This window comes from Vibrio sp. 1457, from assembly GCF_033340195.1.
Classification (GTDB): Bacteria; Pseudomonadota; Gammaproteobacteria; order Enterobacterales; family Vibrionaceae; genus Vibrio; species Vibrio alginolyticus.
The window spans coordinates 132,497-152,828 of sequence record NZ_JAWOWA010000004.1; the positions used below are offsets into that span (position 1 = coordinate 132,497).

Genomic DNA, 20,332 nt, shown 5'->3' on the forward strand with positions numbered 1-20,332 from the left:
TGATTCCACTATTTGATGAGCGCCAGAATTTCTTTGAATTCAGGTGCTCGGCAATCTTCGACCATTTCATACAAGCACATTTCTAACCCAGTGAGCACCACACCGTTAGCGGTTAACTTCGCAAGAGCGAGCGCTTTATTGGCAGCGGTTCGGGAAGAGACACAATCCGTGACTAATTCAACGCGATAACCGGACTGGCGCAGAGAAACCGCGGTTTGATAGACGCAAATGTGGGATTCAATACCGCAAACCAACCAGGTATCAACTTTCGCGTTCTCCACCGCGACCTTAAACGTCGCCTCTTTGCAACCATCAAACGTGTACTTGGTAATAGGTAAATGCGTGCTTTCAAGCACTTCACGAATCGGCTCCGCGGTTGGGCCCAACCTTTCTGGATTCTGTTCTAGCCACAGAATAGGCAAATCTAGTGCTTTGGCGCCCTTTACCAGTTTCGTGATATTTTCAATCAGTGCGTCGCTTTCATGCATTAATGTAGCGAGTTTGCCCTGAACATCCACCACAATCAGGCCCGTGTTTCCTTTCGATAACATTTCCATCTCCTATCTTGTGCGACCACAAACCATACTCAACAAGTTGAGCAAAAGTTAATGTATCAGAACCCTTTCATGTTAGAGCAATAAAACCTAGAAAGATGACCTTCGCTCACACATTTGCCCTTAGGTAAGAGTGGTTTGAACTGACTATTTAAATTTCTCTCGAATTAGTTCAATCAAGGCTTTGACTTTATTGGGCAGAAATAAGGCCGAGGGATAAATCAGAGTAAGATGCTGCTTCGGATGCGCGAATTGAGGCAGCACCTCGACCAACAAACCGTCTCTCAGTGCAGGCTTGGAATGAATTTGAGGAATAAACGCGATGCCGTTTCCTGCTATCGCCATCGAGCGCAGCAAGTTGAGGTCATCCGAACGCAACGCCACATGCAGATCTGAATCGAGCAAATCGGCATTGTAACGATTAGTTAAAAGGCGATGCTGCTTAAGATCTTCCACCGTTTTTACTGGCGGATGCGATTCTAGATAGGCTTTTGACGCAACAAAGTGACTACGATAAGGCAAAAGACTGAACTGCACATAGCTGTCATCGGTGACTTTGACCACGCTCGGAAGAAGCTGTAAATCAAACGATTGACGCTTGAGATCGACACTCTCTTGATGGTTTTCAATCTCGACCGAAATCTCCGGATACCGCGTTGTGTACTCGGTGATGATCGCGTTAAACGCGGCAGAGCTCATCAATGCGGAAGGAATGGCTAAACGCACCTTGCCCGTCAGCTCTTGTTGATATTCGTGCATGGCATTTAAACCTTGCTGAATATGGTCAATAGGCTGCCCCACCAACTCAAACAAGCGTTTCCCGTGCTCCGTCAACTCAATGCTGCGTGTTGTGCGAATCAAAAGCTGTACCCCGAGCGATTTCTCTAATTCTTGCAGACGACGACTCACTTTTGAGCGTTGTAGTTGATTCGCCTCTGCCGCTGCACTTATACCGCCGTGAACCACCGTCTGAGTGAATAGGTAAATATCATCAAAATTAACGTTCATTGTCCTATTTTTAGGTCATTTATGTTCGTATTATCATTCTACTGAATTGTGAGTGACTTCTCTATAATCCGCTATCCAACATGTTTAACGGAACTTGTAATGACGGCTGACCAAAAATTCAAACACTGGATGCGAACTTTGATTGTCCTGTTCATCGTACTATTTTTGTACATTATCATTGCTGACCGCCACGCCCCCTTAACGACCGAAGGACGAGTGCAAGGATACGTTGTCCAAGTCGCACCCGAGGTATCTGGTAAAGTGACCGACGTTCTCATCGAGAATAACCAGTCCGTTCAAAAAGGCGATGTGTTGTTTACGATTGATGATCGTAAATACAAGATAGCGCTTGAACAGGCGGAGCTGTCTCTGCAATCCGCTTATGAAAAAGAAGCAACGCTGTATTCTCAACGCGAAGTCGCTCTTGCCAATATTGCCCGCGCACAAGCGACATTTGATAATGCACACCGCGAGTACAACCGCTTACTGACACTATCGAAGCAGAAAGTCATCTCTCAATCGACACTCGATAATGCCTTTGCCCAAAATCAGGTATCACGTGCAGCGCTTAAAGCGGAACGACAAAACTTAAAAGTCATTGAGGCGCAATTAGGCGATCAAAAAGGTCAAAGCACCGCCGTTCGAATTGCCAAAAACGGCATCGAAAAGGCGCAACTTGATTTGGCAAATACCGCGGTACTCGCTCCCAGTGATGGTGTCGTGACCAACCTGCAACTAGAAGTTGGCACGATGGCAAACACCAACATGCCATTGCTGACGTTTGTACCAACAGGATCACTCTGGGTAGCCGCTGATTTTCGTGAAAAGTCCGTCGCGAACGTAGACAAGACTTTCCACGCCTTGGTCACATTTGATGCCAACCCAGGTTCGGTGTACGACTTTGATTTAGCTAGCCGCGATTACGGTGTAGCAGCCGCACAACAAACGCCTAATGGCGCACTGCCCAAAGTGGAAGTGAACAACCGCTGGGTACGTGATGCGCAGCGTACACGAGTGAACCTAACCAGCAGCGAAGAGTTACCACCAGCACTGTTTGTCGGCTCTCGCGCTACCATTGTTTTGTACCCAGACAACAGCATTTTCTGGCAGTTGATGGCGCAAGCACAGATTCACCTCGCAAGCTGGTTCCACTTCATTTACTAGGCGGCGACAATGAAAACCTTACGAATTTGGTTCGGCTGCTCTTTAGGGCTCGCGCTAAGCATGATCTTCGGTTGGTCTTACGGATTTTTTACCATCATGATGCCGCTGTTTATATTGGGCAGAATGGACAACTTTAATATTTCGGCTTTATTGATCGTGTTTTTCTCTGCGGTGTGGACAACCATACAAGCCACATTTTTGCTGGAATACTTGCAGTTTCATCCAACATTAATGACCGTTGCCGTCGGAATCATGATGCTGTTCAAGTGCATTGCAATGATGAACCAGAAAACCTATTTGTTTGGTTACATGGGGCTGTTGGTGGGTTCAATTGTGTTGAATTTTGCCAGCTATAACTTCATGGATATTGAAGAGTTCAACGTCAACATGTGGGTGATGGCGTTCAGCAATATTTTTGTTTGCGCATTCGCGTATTGGTTGTTCCCGGAGCCAAAATCCCCCGCCGAGCACATTGAGATGTCGACCCCAGTAAAAAGCGATATTGACTACATCAGCCAAGTTGCTATGGGTTGGGTAGTGGCGATGGCGGCATTTATCGTATTCCAAGTAGCGGACTTATATGACTCGCTGTCCGCACAAGCTTCCATTTTGATCATCCTAACCCCAATGACTTTAGCGGGCTCGCTCGCCATGGCAAAAATTCGCATCATCGGCACCGCACTAGGCTGCATCGCAGGGATGGCTGTTCAGCTGATATTGGGCAGTTGGTATGGGCATGGGCTACTCTTTTGGCTCGCCTTTACCATTGCAATGGGGCCATTCTGCTTGTGGCTCACCAAGGGGCAAATTAAAGCGGCTATCGCGTTTTCTGCCATGTCTGCCCTATCGGTTCCGCTGACGACTTCATTGGTGCCAGAACAAAAAGACGCGTTCTTTTCGATCTTGTACCGTTTCAGCTCGATTTTCGTCGCGGTTCTGCTCACCGCGATGGTGATGTGGGTGGTGCATCACTGGATTCGTGTGATGTTGCTAAAGCATCCTGAGATTAAGAACGTAGAGTTGAATTAAATCTGGCCGAGGCTGGAAACGGGAAATGTATGCCGCTCACTATACTGTGAGCGGCATTTTTATTTAAAACGGTCACCCTGAACAACGAGGGACGAGGTGATTCAGGAGCTACCCACCGAGTGCTGTGAAGTTCTAAGGTTATCGCCATTTTCCAGTGAGTTGTTAGTATATTCCTAGTCTCGTTTAGACTCGCTGGAATGACCCAACTTTGGATACAAACCAAATAGTTGTGTACATGAGTAACGTATATCTCAACAACCGTCATCCTGAACAGCGAGGGACGAGCGTGATTCAGGATCTACCCACCGAGTGCTTTGAAGTGCGAAAGTTATCGTCATTTCCTAGCGAGCTGTAACCCGATTCCTAGTCTCGTCTAGACTCGCTGGAATGACGCTATCCTGAAACTGCTCTAATAACTAGGGTTGTGGCGAGCAATATATCTTCCAACATCCGTCATCCTGAACAGCGAGGGACGAGCGTGATTCAGGAGCTACCCACCGAGAGCTTTGAAGTGCGAAAGTTATCGCTATTTCCTAGCGAGCTGTAATCAGATTCCTAGTCTCGTTTAAACTCGCTGGAATGACTCTAACTTTAGTTCATGGTGCGGAGCCTAAGTATTAATATCAACCCACCAACTCTTTACGAATGATCTCCGCACCCGCACTTAACGCATTGAGCTTAGCGGTCGATACTTCACGAGACAAAGGTGCCATACCACAGTTGGTACATGGGTAAAGCTTGTCGGCATCAACGTACTTCAACGCCTCTCGCAATGTGTTCGCTACTTCTTCTGGCGTTTCAATTTCGTTAGTAGCGACATCAATCGCACCAACCATCACCTTCTTACCGCGAATCAACTCAAGCAACTCAATAGGCACTCGCGAGTTATGACACTCAAGCGAGATAATATCGATATTTGACTGCTGCAATTTAGGGAATACTTCTTCGTATTGTCGCCATTCAGTGCCTAGCGTTTGCTTCCAATCCGTGTTCGCTTTGATGCCGTAGCCATAGCAGATGTGCACTGCAGTTTCACATTTCAGCCCTTCAATCGCACGCTCTAAACACGCAATGCCCCACTCGTTCACATCATCGAAAAACACATTGAACGCAGGTTCATCGAATTGAATAATGTCGACACCCGCCGCTTCAAGCTCTTTCGCTTCTTGGTTGAGGATCTTTGCAAATTCCCAAGCCAGCTTTTCACGGCTACCGTAATGATCATCATAAAGTGTGTCGATCATCGTCATAGGGCCTGGCAGCGCCCACTTGATAGGTTGCTTAGTTTGCTGACGCAAGAACTTGGCATCTTCAACAAACACGGGCTTTGTGCGGCTTACTGGGCCAACCACCGTCGGAACACTTGCTTCATAACGGTTGCGAATGGTCACCGTTTTACGGTTTTCAAAATCTACGCCGCTTAAATGCTCAATAAAGGTCGTCACAAAATGTTGCCGAGTTTGCTCGCCATCACTGACGATATCAACGCCTGCCAGCTCTTGTTCTTGCAAAGCGACACGTAGCGCATCGCGTTTGCCATCAATCAGTTCTTCACCTTGCAGTTTCCACGGTGACCAAAGTTTTTCTGGTTCGGCCAGCCAAGAAGGTTTCGGTAAGCTGCCAGCCGTTGAAGTCGGTAATAGTGTTTTCATCGTCATTCCTTTCTAGATTCTCGTTATCGATTACGCGTAGCTTGCAGACCATTGTTCAAGCACAGATTGATAAGGTTTGATGAAATGCTCCTCGGCAAATTTCCCTTGTTCAATCGCCAGTTGGCTGCGCTCTTCTCGGTCGTAAACGATTTGAGTTAGCGAGTGGTCTAGGTTTTTTAAGTTTGGCTGGTAGCAATTACCGGCAACCGCGTTGGCATTGTAAATCTCAGGTCGGTAAATCTTCTGGAATGTCTCCATCGTGCTAATCGTACTGATAAGCTCTAGGTTTGAATAATCGTTCAACAAGTCACCGAAGAAGTAGAATGCCAATGGTGCAACACTGTTTGGCGGCATAAAGTAGCGCACCTGTAAGCCCATCTTTTTGAAGTACTGCTCCGTCAACGAAGATTCGTTCGGCTGATATTCAAAGCCCAAAACAGGATGTTGGTTTTCGGTGCGTCGATATACCTTGTTGTCCGATACGCTCAGACAAATCACTGGCAGCTTTTTGAAATGCTGTTTGTAAGACTCAGAATTAACGAAAGCTTTGAACAGTTTGCCATGCAAATCACCGAAGTTCGCTGGGATACTGAACTGTGGCTGGTTTTTGTTGTGGTCCAACAGCAAAACGCTAAAGTCGTAATCACGCACGTATGAAGAGAAGTTGTTGCCCACAATGCCTTCGATACGCTCGTTAGTGTTGTGGTCAACAATGTTAGTTTTGAGCACTTCAATCGATGGGAATGCTTCTCCACTACCTTGGATATCCATATCAACAGAGATGATTTCAAGTTCAACTGAGTAGCGGTCACCTTGCGCGTTATCCCAATATGCCAACGCATTAAAACGATTATCGATCATTCGGAGCGCATTGCGCAGATTCTCTCGGCGGTAGTTTCCGCGAGCCAGATTAGCAAAGTTGGTAGTGATTCGCGTGTTGTCTGATGGTTGGTAATTCTCATCAAAGCGAATGCTTTTGATAGCAAATGTGAAATCGTTATTCATCGTGAGTTGGTATCCTATTTCCTTAGATAAAGCAGACTTTTCCTAACTCTGTGCATGGGGACATTTTTTGTTTTTTGGTTTTCCCAATCGTTAGGTTGCACAGCACTTACGACGAACGGTTCGTACAAAAAACGACCGTCGCAGTGCCTAACACCAGAGCAGTCCTTTTTTTATACTTGCTTCACGAGTTGAGTAATATTGGTATTGTTTCACATTGAACATGAAGGAAATTCATAGTGGCAGTTCCAACCCTGAGAGAGCTATCGTAGATACTGTTTTTCATTGACACCAATACACGTAACTTGGCGAGCATATTGCCAATATGTGTAATTAAGAAACGGATAAGAGATTAGCAGTACGTAAACCAGTTTAAGCCGAGAAAACGCATTGTATAAACAAGACGCCAACTAGAATATAGGACAGCGTAACTTAAATAGCACGTTTCACATCCCATCGTTTATTCAAGCATTCGTTTAATTAGAAGTACGTTACATTTTATATTCTCGAAACATGATTATTTAATTATCTTATTTATTTCTTTTTCTATCTTTATCATCTTAAACGTAAAGTTTAATTTCCTGCTGTAAAAGCACATATAACTTCATACACGAACATGACAACTTCATTGACGGACTTTATCACTCAACTATTACATTAAGCTCTAAAAAAATAATAACAAAAAACATAAACCACTGTTTTAATTTGAATTGAACTCATAAACCCGAGATAACCACATAACGATACTTTACTTAGTTTGGTATAACAAAAACCCTAAAAATAACATGGCTAACATTTATAAAATTCACTTTTATCAATAAAAAAGCTCAATATAACATTAGAAAGTTAAAATTAAGCAATAACTTAAAAAGGCAAGACTTAATAACCAAATTCTTATTTATTATAGTTGAGAGGTAAATTTAAAAACTATGAGACATTAATCCCACGAATCTATCCTTTTTCTTTTTTTAATAAAAAACAAGATGCACTATTTCACCGCTCATTTATTGAGCTTGAATTTATAACCTGTCCATAATTATAAAGTGCCCATCAAGATAGTTTAAAACAAAAGTCTTTATGGGCTGACTAATAGGAAACAATAATGGAAAAACAGCATCTTTCCGCGAGTATTATCGCACTCGCTTTACTTGGTTCTTTAGCACCAGCACATGCTGAAGATACATTGAAATCTTACACTTCGACGTTGCTTCAGCTTGATGATGGTGATGCACGCTCGAAAAAAATCCGCTTAATTTATTCTTTAGAAAATGTCTGGAACCAATCTTTGCTACCAAATGGCGCTAAAGAAGCCAAGTTGATCCTAAATGGCGGTTCTGGCTTCGACATGACTAATGTTCCAAACAAAGAACAAATCTATGGTTTTGCCACTGGGGGAGATTACCGTTACACCGTTCCAACGGCTTTTAAGCTGGCACTGAGCTATTTAAATGGCGCCCCTTTACGCCACATGAGCCATGCTCCCGAAAACACCATTGCAACGGCATCTGTCAGTGAGTCTCTAGATTTTAACCTTGGATTTAGTGCTTCTACTTCTCCAAATATTAGTGGGGGAATCTCCTGGAGCAACCGTGTAACGTACGACCAGCCAGAGTTTCAAACGGTTGCCGATTTTAACCAAGCTAACGAAAGCATTAATTGGTTAATTGAAAACAAGACTATCCGCCATAATACGCCAGCTAAAGACTGGTTATTGTATCGTTGGACCAGTTGTGACATGGGTAATTTGATTGATTACAATGAGTTACCTGTCGTTATGCGTTCAGATTTTAAACCACAAGTCGGCGTCGTATATAGAAAAAATGACATTCAAGATGGCCTAGATACATCAGAGGTCAAGCTGGTTGCTGGTTGGCGAAAAACCAATTACTACTTTGGTCGCGACTGGTGTAGCTGGTATACCACACCAGAAAATACCTGGAAGAAAAATCGTGATAGCAGTCAATGGACAGAGACTAGCCGAGCCGTAACTATCTCTTGGAATGACGATCTCTACCACTAACTTATTAGCCTGCGGCCACGGAATAAATAAGTGGCCGCCGTATTTACTAATGAAATAAACGGTAAGACATGACACATGACAAGTAACAAAAAACTCTTGACTGGATCGGCGCTAGCACTTGGTGCAGTACTCGCCATATTTCTGATTAATTCAAATAACAAGAATGCCCAGACCGAACCTGTTGCAAGCCTTGACGAGCAAATCAAGACAGAAGACGCTGCGACAATAAGTGTAACGCCTCCTGAGAGCAATGCTGCTCAAAAGGTGGTTACCACTCCAACACCACAAAGTGGCAATGATGATACTTCCGACGTCATTCCAGCTACACCTTGGATATCTGCCCCATTAAATGAACTGAGCAATGAACTGTACGATTTTATTGAAGCTGAACAGGTAAGTTACATCAGTACGACCGACTATCCATTCGACGAGCAAAAGCAAAAACAATTGCGAACATTAGCTAGGCAAGGGGTTCCTATCTTGTTTGACAATACGGAGTCATCCTATTTGGATAGCTACGGTGTCAGCGAAACCAAAGTCGTATCAGAGTATTTTGGTACGGCGTCTGAAGGTGATGTCATCATCGCTACCGGAGTACAGAATGCAGATGGCAGCATTCATTATCTAGTTTTGCCTTTGAAGAGCAAAGATCTCAACGATAACAGTAAATTGATTGAGGACACTAAGCTCGCAATCACTCTACTTAAAGAACAAAAGCATGACTTGATAAAAGAGAGACAAAACGAACATCGCGAATAAAAGTAAAGGGAGATAGCCTCTGTATCGCTATTTCCCTTAAAACTCAGTTCTCAATTAAGAAAAGCTCATCTCTCCCTACTTACCGGCGCTCTATCCGAAATCACCTTGCCATCTTTGATCGTGATGATGCGTTTGGTGCGTTCTGCGAGGGCGTTATCGTGCGTCACGATGATCAATGTTCTGCCTTCAGCGTGAAGTTGATTGAACAAGGCTTCAATCTCTGCGCCGGATTTTGAGTCCAATGCACCCGTTGGTTCATCCGCTAAGATGATTTGCGGATCGTTGACCAAGGCTCTGGCGATAGCAACTCTCTGCTTTTGACCACCAGAAAGCTGGTTTGGTTTATGGTCTAAACGATCCCCTAGCCCGACTTGCTCTAGCAATTTAGCTGCGCGCTGGCGACGTTCTTTGGCTTTGATGCCAGAGTAAACCAACGGCAGTGCCACGTTATCAAGCGCCGTCGCGTATTCCAATAAGTTAAAGCTTTGGAAGACAAACCCGATCTTTTGGTTACGAATGCCAGCCAACTCATTCGCACTTAAACTTGCTACGTTTTGGCCGCCAAGTTGGTACTCGCCATAGGTGGGCTTATCTAAACAGCCGAGCATGTTCATTAGCGTTGATTTACCCGAGCCAGACGGGCCAAGAATCGAAAGAAACTCACCTTGATTGATGGTTAAGTCTACGCCGTCGAGCGCACGTACTTCCGCCTCTCCGCTTGAGTAGTATTTGCAGATGTTGGTTAGCTCAACAAGCGGCTGGTTCGACATGTTCTCTCCAGAGTTATTGTTGTTATTCACTTTGTAGCGCCTCCAATGGGCTGACTTTTGCGGCTCGGTTTGCAGGTAACCATGCAGATGCCACACCAATTATCACTAAGGTGAGGATGACAATCGCGACAACGACCCACGACAACTCAGGGACAGGTTTACCCAGTTGCTCATAAAAGGCATTGCCCTCTAAAGGAATGGAACTGATGGCAGACACCAGCGCGTACGTCACGCCTAAGCCAAGCGCGCCCCCCATCATCATTGTCAATAAAGACTGCACTAAATAGTGCATGCGAATGGCCGTTGGGGTTGCACCGACCGCCATGCGCACGCCGATATCACGCGTAGATCGCTTTACGGTGGCATACATCACATTGGCGATGCCAACGCCAGCAACAGCTAACGTCACGAAGCCGATAATGCCAAGAAAACTCTGCAAACCTATCAGAAACTGCTGCATACTCTTTTGTTTAAGGAACATATCATCGACTTGGACGACCTGTTCATCACTGACACTTGCCCCGTGCTTACGGGCAATCACTTGCCTGATCGTCTTTGCTAAGGCTTCTCGGTCTACATCTGCTTGTGGTTGCACATTGATGCCACCAATTTCACCGTTGACATGAAATCGCTTCCACGTCGCTAACGGCACAAAGCTGGAATAGTTGATAAGATCCCCCAGTTCTATTTGGGCGCTGTTTTTCTCCAATACGCCCACAACGGTGAACTGCTCATTGCCGATTTTTACCTTTTGCCCCACAGGGTTGACTTGCAATGTGACTGTCGCAAACCAACTAAAGTCCTCATTCGGGTTGAATAAGTCGGCTGCCAGTTCATAACCCAGTACAACGACTTTGCGCGTCTCTTTTTGATCGAGTGGATTTAACCATCGTCCCCCCGCCATCGGCACCAAATTGGTCATGGATTGAAACTCGCTCGTGACTGCTAACGGCTCTTGCCACGAGCTTCTGTCACCAACGGTGATGCGCTCTTTCCACTTCGCCGTTGGCGCAACGCTTTTTACATCGGGTAACGCTCGAACAACCTCTGAATCGTCCATTTTTAGTGTCAGAAACTTACCTTGGTGAAAAGCACCGTGGTCGACGGTGGCCATCCCTCCGGTCAAATAAATCAAGTTGCCGTTACCATTTTGTGCGGTTTTCAATACGCCCTGACGAATACCCTCACCTACCGCCAACATAGCAGCGATACAAAGGGTCGCCCACGCTACTGCTAGAATGGTCAAACCCAGTCTCAGCTTTTCTGCGGCCATTTCTTGGAAAATTTGTCTCATCGGTAACAACATGGCTAAGCCCTCGCACTCAAAGCAATGACTGGCGTGAGACGTGATGCTCGCCTTGCTGGGAAATACGATGCCATCAATGCCAAGATAAGCGTCACAAGTAAAGACCAAGCAATGGAATCTGGCGTGATCACAGGCAAACCAATCCATTCCGGTAATCCCATGCTGCTTAGGACAGATACCACGGCATACGAAAACATCAGACCTAATGCCGTGCCCACAGCTACCAAAATAAGCCCCTCAAGAATAAACTGACTGAGTATGGATTTTTGAGTCGCCCCGATCGCCAAACGCACACCGATTTCACGCGTGCGCTCAGTGACGGATAAAAACATGATGTTGGCAACACCAAGCGCACCGACCGCCATGGTCATCGCACCGCTCGCTCCGAGAAAAATCTGAATGCCACGCAAAATTCCACTGATGACCGCCGCACCTTCACTAAAATCGGGTAATTCGACCGCATCTTTATCACTTGGGTCAAAATGAAGCTGCTTGGCGAAAAAGTTCACGATATTTTGTCGAAATGACGATGCATCCATCCCGTCTCTCGGCTTCATCAATACCATCCAAGGTTTCGCATCCCACAAATCGCGGTACGTTGTTTGAGGAATGAAAACCGTGCGGCTATCGCCGAATGAAATGCCAGTGTCCTCACCAACGGTTATCCCAATCACCAAAAACGGAATGCCGTTGACTTTGAGCCTATCCCCGATTTGGATTCCGCCCATTTGCGCAATTTGATCGCCTAACACTGCCACGCGAGTGTGGTTTTTCATATCACTTGGTGACAGGTTTCTCGAACCGGATTGCAGCTTGCGTTGCATTAAAGGAAAGTAAGACGTATCAATACCGCTGACCGTACTCGATAAGTTCTGTCCTTTGAGATTGGTGATATTCGCATCCCATTTGGCGTAAACGCTCGACGCCTGTTGCACGAAGCCCGACTGTTTGATCATGTCGACTTTTTCTTGTGGAATATCAATTTGTCGTCTTGAAGGTAACCCTTGCCACGGTTTACTGGTACTCGACGGAAACACCACTTGCACATTGTTGATCATAAATGAAAACGACTGGGTCTGATGGCGATAAAAGCCTTCGCCAAGTGCGATTAACACCACCACAGAGATCACGCCCCAAGCAATCGCGATAATGGCTAGCACGCTCTTCATGCGGTGCGCCATCAACGTTTGCCAAATTTGCTGCAACAGGCTGCTCATGAATGAAAAGCCCGAGAGATCAACACCATGGTATCGTCATCGAGTTTCCCTGCGGTTTGCAGTAAGCCGATTCTCTTACGCCAATAGCTGTACAAGTTGGTTTGCAGACTGTTTTTCGCCTCAAACAAGCTGTTGTGTGCACTGATAACTTCCGACACTTCAAGCAGGCCAGCGTCGTAAAGTTTCTCTTTGCTTTGCAACACTCTGGCGCGCGACTCAACTAGCTCGTTCGCTATTAAAACTTGATTCCAGTTGATATCGACCTGCGTAAACTGCTGAATAACTCGTTTCTGAATATCAATTTCCACTCTACGCATATCTTGCTTGGCGCCTAAAATGTTCAACGATGCTTCGTCCACTTTCGCTCGCACTGCACCATTTAGGTCAATCGGCAAACTCAAACTAATCCCAGCGTTAAACTCGCCGTTTGAACGATTGTCACCATCGCTGTAGCCCACACTGCCTTTGACGGTCGGGTAGTATCCACCTTTAGCTGAATCTTTCGCGAACTCGCTCGCTTTCACCATCTGCGCCGCCACCAACAGCTCTGGACTGCTGTCTTTCGCCAGCTTTAGCCATTGCTCCTGAGAGTCCACCAGCATCGGTGGCTGAATCAAAGAATCCGTTCGAATTTGGTCGACACTCTCGGGCATTTGATTGATTAACGCCGCAAGCTCTGCTTTTTTAACTTCGAGATCGGCTTTTGCATTGAGGATACTTGCTTGCTCAGAGACTTGATTCGCTCGCATCTCTTCAACATCAACCGACTTCACTTTGCCTGCTCGATAGCGTTTCTCGATGATGTTGAGAAGTTCTTTCCCCTCCTCCAGCTTGGACTGCGCCAATTTGAGGTCGCCCAGTGCGCTTGCCACATCTAGGTAAGCGGTGAGCAACTTTTGCGCAAGCTCGTTATGCGCTTGAGATAACTCTAACTGTACTTTGAGATAATTGGCATTCGCTTGATCCAGTTCCGACCACAAACTGCTATCCCAAATAGTTTGAGTTAAGGTAGCGCCGTAACTGTTGGAATGGCTTGAGGACTCATTCCAATCCGCTGACGCACTGGCACTTAAGCCCGGCAATAACGCACTGCGGTTACTCTGTACGCCAACCTCGCCAAGCTGGACGCCGATTTTCGCTTTTTCGTAATTTGGATCGTTCTGCTTTGCTTGTTGCCAAGCTTGTTCAATAGAAATTGCGTAGGTCGGCAAACTGAGCGTGGCAGCCAACAATGCAAAGGCGATTGTTGATCGTTGCAGCTTAACCATGCGCCGCTCCCATCATGCTGTTGTCGATAACCTCTTCATCAAGCTCCACGCCGTCAAGCACTTCGACATTGATGCCATCTGACAGACCGAGTTTCACAGGTTGTTTATGAAACCCTTGTTCTGAGCTGTCGGGGATCAGAACATTCGGTGCGTCACCATCAAATTGCAGAGCGCGCTCCGGTAGAGTGAGCACGTTTTCAGACTTCTTCAGAATGATTTGAGCCGTCGATGAAAAACCAGAACGAAGCAACACATCTTGTGGGATCTTGAGTTCTCCCACTTCAACCTCAAAACCGTTATCAAAACTTTTTGCCGAAGCATTGCCCTCTGGTGAGTTAAGGTTCTCAGATTGAATCGCCACTTTGGTTAGCACACCAGAAATCGCCACATCAGGATAAGGCGCAACCGTCAACATAACGGGCATTCCCGGAGACAACTGCGCAGCATCATGCTCACTGACGCTACCTTTAAAAATCAGACTGTTCATGTCGGCCAATGACATCATTTCAGTCGCGGCTTGGCTTGATTGAGTCGAGATGATCGGCTCTCCGACCTCTACTTTCTGGTTGAGTACTGTGCCATCAATTGGCGCGTAGATCGTCGACGTTAAACGCGCATCGCCGATAGACGCCTCACCACTGCGGATGAGTTCGAGATTCTGGCGCTTTTGCAATACGTCCGCTTGCGCAGATTTGACTGCCGAGCGCGCACTTACGTATTCGTCGTAGTTACTTGGAATAATGTCCTGCTTGACCAAGCTTTCTAAGTTGGACAGTTTTTGTTTGGCGGATTCCAGATCGGCTTCGCTACGCATGAGTTCTGCCGATGCATCCGTTAATGCTTGGGGTGTTGGGTTTGGACGCACTTTGATCAGCGGCTGGCCTTGCTTCACCTTTTCACCAACTTTCGCGTAAATTTCACCGACGATACCGTCGATTTGTGACTTGATAGACACAGAGTGTGCAGGGACAATTTTACCAACAGCCACCGCTTGTTTTTCAATCGTGCCTTTTTCCACAATCAATGTAGGCAGCAATTCTGGTTGAGCAGCAGATTGGAGATAGAAATACGTACCACCGCCGAGCAGCGCGATGCTCACAGCGGAGACAAGCCAACGTTTCGTCATTATTTATTCCAACAATTATTGGGTAGTCTAATGACTACTCCTAAAACACAAAGTTGAAGGAATAATATCCTGCTTTAATAGCGGTTTGGTTGTCACAGTTGGTATGGTTTTGTCAGTCGCCTCTGACAATCAAAGACTAAAAAATCTCGACGAATCATTCAGCAAAGACGCTGTCTACGATGGCAACTAACATGCTCTGTAACCGCTCATTTCAACCGCTATCAATTTCATTCTGAACAATGTGCAAAATGGCGCAGTTCGATATCCTCCAATTGCATATCCATACAGTCTTGCGCCTCACGTCCTAGAGCAGGAAAAACTGCATGCGCTTTTAAAATGCCTTGGCTGATAAAGCCGCATTTCTCCAACACACGGATACTCGCGTGGTTGCCAATATGCGGGGCGGTGCGAATGCGCGTTATACCCAAGCTTTGCAGGTAGACAACGCCAAGTTTGCAGGCTTGGGTTGCATAGCCTTTTCCCCGATAGCGAGCAGAAATACCAAAATGGATTTCACTGCTGTCTTGCTCAGGTATCAGCACCAGACAACCAATAGGAGTTTGAGAAGTGAGTTCTTCAATAGCGAAGACTAATAGATTGGGAGACTTTTGATCATATTGAGCACACCATCTTTCGATGGCTTCAAGGGTTTGATTAACATTTTGGTGGGCTTGGCGATTGAGGAAGCGGCATGCTTGCTCATCGCCTAAATAGTTTTCAAACAGAGGAGCAGCGTCTGTTGTTTTGAGGTATCTGATTGCCACTTGTTGAGATTCAACTCTCATCATGATTTAGCTCTGATAAACATTCGGTTTCCAGATTTGCATGAAGTTTTCTACTGGAGCAATAGGAGTGAACCCAAACTGTTCGTACAACCCATGAGCATCGCGGGTTGCAAGCATCATACGGCGTAAGCCTTGTAGTTCTGGATGAGCAACAATTTCTGATATCAACCACTTACTGATGCCTTTACCACGGTGTACCTCCACAACAAACACATCGGCAAGGTACGCAAACGTGGTACGATCGGTAATTAACCGAGCAAAAGCAACGAGTTGATTTTCATCATCCAAAACCGCGAAACAGAACGAATGGCGCAATGACTTCTCAAGGCGTTCTCTTGGAATGCCCTTTACCCAATAACTGTTTGAAATGAACTGGTAGATAACGTCTAAATCCATGTCATCTAACAATGTAGTAATTCGAAACCCTTGCATTGTATCCCTCAACATTGGTTTATATTTTCTCAGCCACACAGACAAGCGAGTTGGCATTCGCCTCAAATACTTGCGCTGACCAAGATTGGTACTTCTCTGTAATTCTGAATCCCGCTTGTTCAAGGAAAACCTCTATGTCTTCCAGCGGGCGATATTTTAAATCAATGCTGGAATGCTCAATCGTTCCACTTTCAAAATGGCGCTCTTTGTTCAAATACATGATGGACGTTTGCAAGTCATACTCGGCCTTCATACCGAAATAATTCACTTCACCATAGGTTGGAGAAACATAGGTTTGCCACAGCGCCATCTCATGATCCAATTCTAGATTCTCTGGCGTTGGTAACCGCGTATCGAAGACAAATCGCCCACCTTTTTCTAGGTGCTTTGATATTGAGCTCAGTGCGCCTGCCAGCATGTCGTCACTTAAAAAGGCTTGGAATGCATTCCCTGTCATTATGGCTAGGTCAAACTTCTTACCTAACGAAAACTGGGTTGCGTCTAGATGAAGAAAACGCAAGTTACTCCTGCTTTTGGCTTTGTCCTTTGCGTGTTTGAGCATCCCTTCAGAAATATCAATGCCAATGGCTTCGTTGAGTTGCTCAGAGACTGGAATCGTGACAATGCCGGAACCACAACAGACATCCAATACATTTCGAGCATTGGTTTCTTCGATTAACCTTGTGATGAAAGCAATGTCGTGATGGTAATGCTGGTCGTATTGAGCATCGTATTCAATTCCAGACCCGAACTCGGTTAAATCTTGTGTTTTCAAAAACAATCCTTGTTTGTTACTTATTTCAGCGGTGTGACTTTTTCAGCTCTAGCATCAAGTATCGACACACATAACCAACACCAGATACGTAACCAATCACGTTTTCTAGTGAAACCACTTCCAACCCAGCTTGCTGACAGAGTTGCTCAACTTCACTTTCGGTATATGCCTTATGCACGACCGATCCACTATAAGTATTTCGAGGCAAATCTTGTCCATCCGGATCGTGGTATTGAAAGCTGATAAAACATCGTCCATTCGCAGTTAGCTTATGCGAAATACACTCCAGAAGTTGTTGAGGCTCGGCTAGAGACTCAGTAAAACCAAGTGCGGTGATAAGGTCGAAGGTTTGCTCAAACAAAGGGGAAAATGGCTCATCGAGGTTATGAACCGCGACGCTTTGATAGAGGTTAGTTTGGCGCGCTTTATCAACCATTTTGGACGAGATGTCTAAGCCATGGATGGCGAGTTCTGGATAGTGACTTTTTACGACATGTCCGATACTGCCAGTCGCACAGGCTAGGTCGAGAACCGAGCCTTGCTCGATGGGAGAGGTTTTTAACTTCTCAGAAATCCAACGTGGACCGACGTAGTGACTGTCATCCACCAACTTTTGATAGCGATCCGACACATCATCATACATTTTTGCTACGTTCATCGTTTCCTCCTTGATAACCAGAACGATGCTCGAATGTAACACGCAATAAGCATCTAGACACTTATTGATTGACTAGTTCTTTATGGTATGTGACCGACTGGTTGTTTAGGACAACAAAAAAAATCCGATACTCAATATTTTGAATATCGGATTTTTATTGCGTTATCGAGCTAACCAAACTCTCGCTAGTATTCCTATCGGAGTGGTAACGCCAGTTGTGACGGAGGAAATTTCACCATTTCTTAAAATATAAATGGTTGGAGTCACGCTAATTTTCCATTCACGCATAATATAGCTTGAAGGATCGTTTATGTTTTCAAAACGATATTCTTTTGCCCTCATAAACTGCGCCACACGCTCATTCGGTCCCGACGAGCCAGAAACGCCAACTACGGTGTAGTCATCACTCAGCCAGCTCACGCTTGGGCTTACAAATTTACAAGCGGGACACCAAGTCGTCCAAAAGTAAACAACGACAGGTTGTTCATGACTTTGCGCGATTGCATCGAAGTATTCACCATCGCTCAATACGGAGCTCAATGGTGGAGCCTCCTGTTTAGGAATATCTTTGGTGCGATACCAATCCATCGCGATAGAAATCGCGGTGACAATGAGCACCATCTGTACGATTTGAACGAGCCAATATCGGAATGTTCTACGCCGCTTTGTCGAACTCATTGAATAGCTCCCCCACTCGCTTGCTTCACCGCACTTAAAACAACATCATCAGTCAGAATCACAGGTAACGGGATACCTTGTGGCGCTGCCGGGCCATAGACGATGTTAAACGGCACACCGTAACGCCCATGAGCTCGTAAAAAGTCAGTTACCGAGCCGTCCGGATGTGTCCAATCCCCTTTTAACGTCGCTACATTAGGGCTTTGCAGCAATGAGTAGACAGGATCTTGCCAGATCACACCGATCTTGTTCGCTTTACACGTGACACACCAATCCGCAGTGACATCCACAAACACCACTCGCCCATTATTGACGTGATCTTCAATCGCCGAGTTAGAAAGCTTCTGCCACGCTAAGTCCTCAGGAAGCGGTGTCGCCCATTGGTCGGCAGTGACACTACCAAGTAACAGGCCACCAGCTATCAACACTAATGACGCAGTTCCGGATACAGCAAGCGCTTTCTCACCATACACTTTCTTAACTCTTGCCATCATTACAACAAAAGCAGCCACAGCGATAAGTGCAATCCATAACATCGGAACATGATTTGCCATTAATGAAAGTAGCCAAACGCTGGTTGCCAACATCATTATGCCAAACACTATTTTAACGACATTCATCCACGAGCCAGGCTTTGGTAGTTTCAGCGCGATACTTGGAAACACAGCGACTAAGATCCAAGGCAGTGCCATACCCAATGCTAATGCTGTAAAAGTTGCAAATAACGTTAATACGTCGGCACCCAAGGCAAACGCCACGGCTGTTCCCAGGAAAGGCGCGGAGCAAGGCGTCGCAAGCAATGTGGCAAACATACCTTGAACATAGTGACCAACTAGGGAGTTATCACCTTTCGAGGCCAGCCATGTATTGGTACCCGATGATAGACGGATTTCAAACAGCCCCAGCATATTGGCCCCAAACAAAGTGGTGACCAACACCATAAAACCTAAGAACCAAGGGCTTTGAAATTGCACGCCCCAGCCAATGGCATTACCTGTTAGCTTGAGCACCAAAATAAAACCAGCGAGAATCCAGAACGACGTTAATATACCAAGTGACGAGGCAACAAACTGAGCGCGAATTTGACGACGCTCGATACCTTGAGCGGCAACAATACTACTTAGCTTCATCCCCAAAACCGGAAGAACGCAAGGCATAATGTTAAGAATTAAACCGCCGAGCAACGCGAATAGAAAAACACTCGTTAGAGACGTGCTCGGCAACGGTTCAACTATTGCCTCAGCAGTTGCTTGAGTGGTTTCTTCTGCTAGTAAATTGGTGTCTTTGATGGTCACAAACAGCGACTGATCATCTAACTCCACATCGCCCAGCCAAGTATCAACGATATAGCTCGCGGTGACGATGTTTCCTTCTTGATGCATTCCTTCAAGCTTGAAGCTATAGTCTCGCGTTGCTTCATCGACACCATCCACCAGCACTTGTGGTTGTTGCCAACCCTGACTGTTCTTTAGCTTGATTTGTAGTTTCGATTGGTTCGCATCCCAACTCGCCTGAGTAACATCAATAAACGGCGATGGCTGCGGCACGTTACTCACTGCTTGAGCGTAACTGAACATCACGTCTTCATCGACTTTTAGATCAGAAGGCAAGAACGTCAATTGAATTTTATAGTCGGTCAGCACACAAATCGTCGTACAAGAAGAAAGTGTCAGTACCGCATCAATCGTGACAGGTTTTGACATGTCTTCGACGTGCAGCGTCATGGGGAACAAAGTATCGCCTTTATACCCAAGAGTCTCGATACCTAATAGTTCGAATTTTTGTGGATGCGGCCATTGCCAATCCACTTTGGATAAATTTTGTGAATTTTGCCAATCAATAGATGGCGCTACGCCGCCCTCACCAGGTGAACGCCAGTAAGTTTTCCAGTCTCCGGTTAACTTGACATCCAAATAACCTGTAAGTGTTTTGGCTTGCGGATCTTGTTGACCAGTGAGCACAAAGCGCGTTTGCACTGGAGGATGTTGTGGGTTGGTTAGCCAACCTGTATCAGTAATTTGAGCTAAAACACTCAGAGAGAGCAAACTCAAAGCAAGCGTAATAAAAAACATGGACGCAAACTGAGTCAGTTTAGTAATTTGATTCATAGTGATTCCTAGTTAAAAGAC

19 protein-coding genes are annotated in these 20,332 nt (G+C 45.8%); 4 read left to right on the top strand and 15 right to left on the bottom strand.

Annotated elements, in window-relative coordinates; genetic code table 11:
- Positions 1-8 precede the first annotated feature (8 nt).
- Positions 9-551: a hydrolase gene (locus tag R7Z41_RS05860; RefSeq protein WP_005457944.1), complete on the bottom strand. Its 543-nt coding sequence runs from the start codon at positions 549-551 to the stop codon at positions 9-11.
- A gap of 150 nt (positions 552-701) precedes the next feature.
- The gene (locus tag R7Z41_RS05865; protein WP_017634710.1) at positions 702-1,562 is read right to left on the bottom strand and encodes a LysR family transcriptional regulator; all 861 of its coding nucleotides are present in this window, start codon (positions 1,560-1,562) and stop codon (positions 702-704) included.
- 99 nt (positions 1,563-1,661) lie between these two features.
- On the opposite strand from R7Z41_RS05865, the gene R7Z41_RS05870 reads away from it, so the two are divergent.
- Together R7Z41_RS05870 and R7Z41_RS05875 are read left to right on the top strand one after the other, a co-directional pair.
- The gene (locus R7Z41_RS05870) at positions 1,662-2,726 is read left to right on the top strand and encodes an HlyD family secretion protein (RefSeq protein WP_318136337.1); all 1,065 of its coding nucleotides are present in this window, start codon (positions 1,662-1,664) and stop codon (positions 2,724-2,726) included.
- A gap of 9 nt (positions 2,727-2,735) precedes the next feature.
- Positions 2,736-3,755: a DUF2955 domain-containing protein gene (locus R7Z41_RS05875; protein ID WP_225477556.1), complete on the top strand. Its 1,020-nt coding sequence runs from the start codon at positions 2,736-2,738 to the stop codon at positions 3,753-3,755.
- A 623-nt stretch (positions 3,756-4,378) separates the two neighbouring features.
- On the opposite strand, the gene R7Z41_RS05880 is transcribed toward R7Z41_RS05875, so the two are convergent.
- Both R7Z41_RS05880 and R7Z41_RS05885 read right to left on the bottom strand, forming a co-directional pair.
- Positions 4,379-5,407, bottom strand: a complete 1,029-nt coding sequence (locus R7Z41_RS05880) for a methionine synthase (RefSeq protein ID WP_031780992.1) — start codon at positions 5,405-5,407, stop codon at positions 4,379-4,381.
- Between the two features lie 30 nt (positions 5,408-5,437).
- Complete coding sequence (locus R7Z41_RS05885) at positions 5,438-6,412, bottom strand: DUF1852 domain-containing protein (protein ID WP_139059381.1); 975 nt, start codon at positions 6,410-6,412, stop codon at positions 5,438-5,440.
- A gap of 1,099 nt (positions 6,413-7,511) precedes the next feature.
- On the opposite strand from R7Z41_RS05885, the gene R7Z41_RS05890 reads away from it, so the two are divergent.
- On the top strand, positions 7,512-8,429 hold the full coding sequence (locus R7Z41_RS05890) for a leukocidin family pore-forming toxin (protein WP_005376731.1): 918 nt from the start codon (positions 7,512-7,514) through the stop codon (positions 8,427-8,429).
- 75 nt (positions 8,430-8,504) lie between these two features.
- Complete coding sequence (locus R7Z41_RS05895) at positions 8,505-9,188, top strand: topoisomerase I (protein ID WP_206970724.1); 684 nt, start codon at positions 8,505-8,507, stop codon at positions 9,186-9,188.
- Positions 9,189-9,253: 65 nt separating this feature from the next.
- Here R7Z41_RS05895 and R7Z41_RS05900 read toward each other — a convergent pair whose 3' ends face one another.
- The 11 genes from R7Z41_RS05900 to R7Z41_RS05950 all read right to left on the bottom strand — a co-directional run bounded on the left by R7Z41_RS05900 (position 9,254) and on the right by R7Z41_RS05950 (position 20,311).
- A complete protein-coding gene (locus tag R7Z41_RS05900; RefSeq protein WP_206970725.1) occupies positions 9,254-9,958 on the bottom strand; it encodes an ABC transporter ATP-binding protein in 705 nt (234 codons plus the stop codon).
- Between the two features lie 22 nt (positions 9,959-9,980).
- Complete coding sequence (locus tag R7Z41_RS05905; RefSeq protein ID WP_025787555.1) at positions 9,981-11,264, bottom strand: ABC transporter permease; 1,284 nt, start codon at positions 11,262-11,264, stop codon at positions 9,981-9,983.
- A 2-nt stretch (positions 11,265-11,266) separates the two neighbouring features.
- Positions 11,267-12,481 (bottom strand): ABC transporter permease, encoded by a 1,215-nt coding sequence (locus tag R7Z41_RS05910; RefSeq protein WP_225477554.1) that lies wholly within the window; start codon positions 12,479-12,481, stop codon positions 11,267-11,269.
- Positions 12,478-13,749: a TolC family protein gene (locus R7Z41_RS05915; protein WP_206970727.1), complete on the bottom strand. Its 1,272-nt coding sequence runs from the start codon at positions 13,747-13,749 to the stop codon at positions 12,478-12,480. Before R7Z41_RS05915 ends, R7Z41_RS05910 begins: the two co-directional genes overlap by 4 nt.
- Positions 13,742-14,875, bottom strand: coding sequence for an efflux RND transporter periplasmic adaptor subunit (locus R7Z41_RS05920; protein WP_005376722.1), 1,134 nt, complete (start codon positions 14,873-14,875; stop codon positions 13,742-13,744). Before R7Z41_RS05920 ends, R7Z41_RS05915 begins: the two co-directional genes overlap by 8 nt.
- Before the next feature lie 227 nt (positions 14,876-15,102).
- Positions 15,103-15,663 carry a GNAT family N-acetyltransferase gene (locus R7Z41_RS05925; RefSeq protein WP_080960112.1) on the bottom strand — a complete coding sequence of 187 codons (561 nt, stop codon included), beginning with the start codon at positions 15,661-15,663 and terminating at the stop codon, positions 15,103-15,105.
- A gap of 3 nt (positions 15,664-15,666) precedes the next feature.
- On the bottom strand, positions 15,667-16,092 hold the full coding sequence (locus R7Z41_RS05930) for a GNAT family N-acetyltransferase (RefSeq protein WP_054702057.1): 426 nt from the start codon (positions 16,090-16,092) through the stop codon (positions 15,667-15,669).
- A 19-nt stretch (positions 16,093-16,111) separates the two neighbouring features.
- On the bottom strand, positions 16,112-16,867 hold the full coding sequence (locus R7Z41_RS05935) for a class I SAM-dependent methyltransferase (protein WP_054702059.1): 756 nt from the start codon (positions 16,865-16,867) through the stop codon (positions 16,112-16,114).
- 25 nt (positions 16,868-16,892) lie between these two features.
- Positions 16,893-17,525 (bottom strand): class I SAM-dependent DNA methyltransferase, encoded by a 633-nt coding sequence (locus tag R7Z41_RS05940; RefSeq protein ID WP_054702062.1) that lies wholly within the window; start codon positions 17,523-17,525, stop codon positions 16,893-16,895.
- Positions 17,526-17,687: 162 nt separating this feature from the next.
- Positions 17,688-18,203, bottom strand: a complete 516-nt coding sequence (locus R7Z41_RS05945) for a protein disulfide oxidoreductase (RefSeq protein WP_225477552.1) — start codon at positions 18,201-18,203, stop codon at positions 17,688-17,690.
- Complete coding sequence (locus R7Z41_RS05950) at positions 18,200-20,311, bottom strand: protein-disulfide reductase DsbD family protein (protein WP_053304249.1); 2,112 nt, start codon at positions 20,309-20,311, stop codon at positions 18,200-18,202. The genes R7Z41_RS05945 and R7Z41_RS05950 overlap by 4 nt, the downstream gene beginning before the upstream one ends.
- Positions 20,312-20,332 lie beyond the last annotated feature (21 nt).

What these genes read in the sequence shown, in the direction of transcription:
- R7Z41_RS05860 (WP_005457944.1), bottom strand. Translation starts at nt 551, where the DNA reads ATGTTATCGAAAGGAAACACGGGCCTGATTGTGGTGGATGTTCAGGGC.
- R7Z41_RS05865 (WP_017634710.1), bottom strand. Translation starts at nt 1,562, where the DNA reads ATGAACGTTAATTTTGATGATATTTACCTATTCACTCAGACGGTGGTT.
- R7Z41_RS05870 (WP_318136337.1), top strand. Translation starts at nt 1,662, where the DNA reads ATGACGGCTGACCAAAAATTCAAACACTGGATGCGAACTTTGATTGTC.
- R7Z41_RS05875 (WP_225477556.1), top strand. Translation starts at nt 2,736, where the DNA reads ATGAAAACCTTACGAATTTGGTTCGGCTGCTCTTTAGGGCTCGCGCTA.
- R7Z41_RS05880 (WP_031780992.1), bottom strand. Translation starts at nt 5,407, where the DNA reads ATGAAAACACTATTACCGACTTCAACGGCTGGCAGCTTACCGAAACCT.
- R7Z41_RS05885 (WP_139059381.1), bottom strand. Translation starts at nt 6,412, where the DNA reads ATGAATAACGATTTCACATTTGCTATCAAAAGCATTCGCTTTGATGAG.
- R7Z41_RS05890 (WP_005376731.1), top strand. Translation starts at nt 7,512, where the DNA reads ATGGAAAAACAGCATCTTTCCGCGAGTATTATCGCACTCGCTTTACTT.
- R7Z41_RS05895 (WP_206970724.1), top strand. Translation starts at nt 8,505, where the DNA reads ATGACAAGTAACAAAAAACTCTTGACTGGATCGGCGCTAGCACTTGGT.
- R7Z41_RS05900 (WP_206970725.1), bottom strand. Translation starts at nt 9,958, where the DNA reads ATGTCGAACCAGCCGCTTGTTGAGCTAACCAACATCTGCAAATACTAC.
- R7Z41_RS05905 (WP_025787555.1), bottom strand. Translation starts at nt 11,264, where the DNA reads ATGTTGTTACCGATGAGACAAATTTTCCAAGAAATGGCCGCAGAAAAG.
- R7Z41_RS05910 (WP_225477554.1), bottom strand. Translation starts at nt 12,481, where the DNA reads ATGAGCAGCCTGTTGCAGCAAATTTGGCAAACGTTGATGGCGCACCGC.
- R7Z41_RS05915 (WP_206970727.1), bottom strand. Translation starts at nt 13,749, where the DNA reads ATGGTTAAGCTGCAACGATCAACAATCGCCTTTGCATTGTTGGCTGCC.
- R7Z41_RS05920 (WP_005376722.1), bottom strand. Translation starts at nt 14,875, where the DNA reads ATGACGAAACGTTGGCTTGTCTCCGCTGTGAGCATCGCGCTGCTCGGC.
- R7Z41_RS05925 (WP_080960112.1), bottom strand. Translation starts at nt 15,663, where the DNA reads ATGATGAGAGTTGAATCTCAACAAGTGGCAATCAGATACCTCAAAACA.
- R7Z41_RS05930 (WP_054702057.1), bottom strand. Translation starts at nt 16,092, where the DNA reads ATGCAAGGGTTTCGAATTACTACATTGTTAGATGACATGGATTTAGAC.
- R7Z41_RS05940 (WP_054702062.1), bottom strand. Translation starts at nt 17,525, where the DNA reads ATGAACGTAGCAAAAATGTATGATGATGTGTCGGATCGCTATCAAAAG.
- R7Z41_RS05945 (WP_225477552.1), bottom strand. Translation starts at nt 18,203, where the DNA reads ATGAGTTCGACAAAGCGGCGTAGAACATTCCGATATTGGCTCGTTCAA.
- R7Z41_RS05950 (WP_053304249.1), bottom strand. Translation starts at nt 20,311, where the DNA reads ATGAATCAAATTACTAAACTGACTCAGTTTGCGTCCATGTTTTTTATT.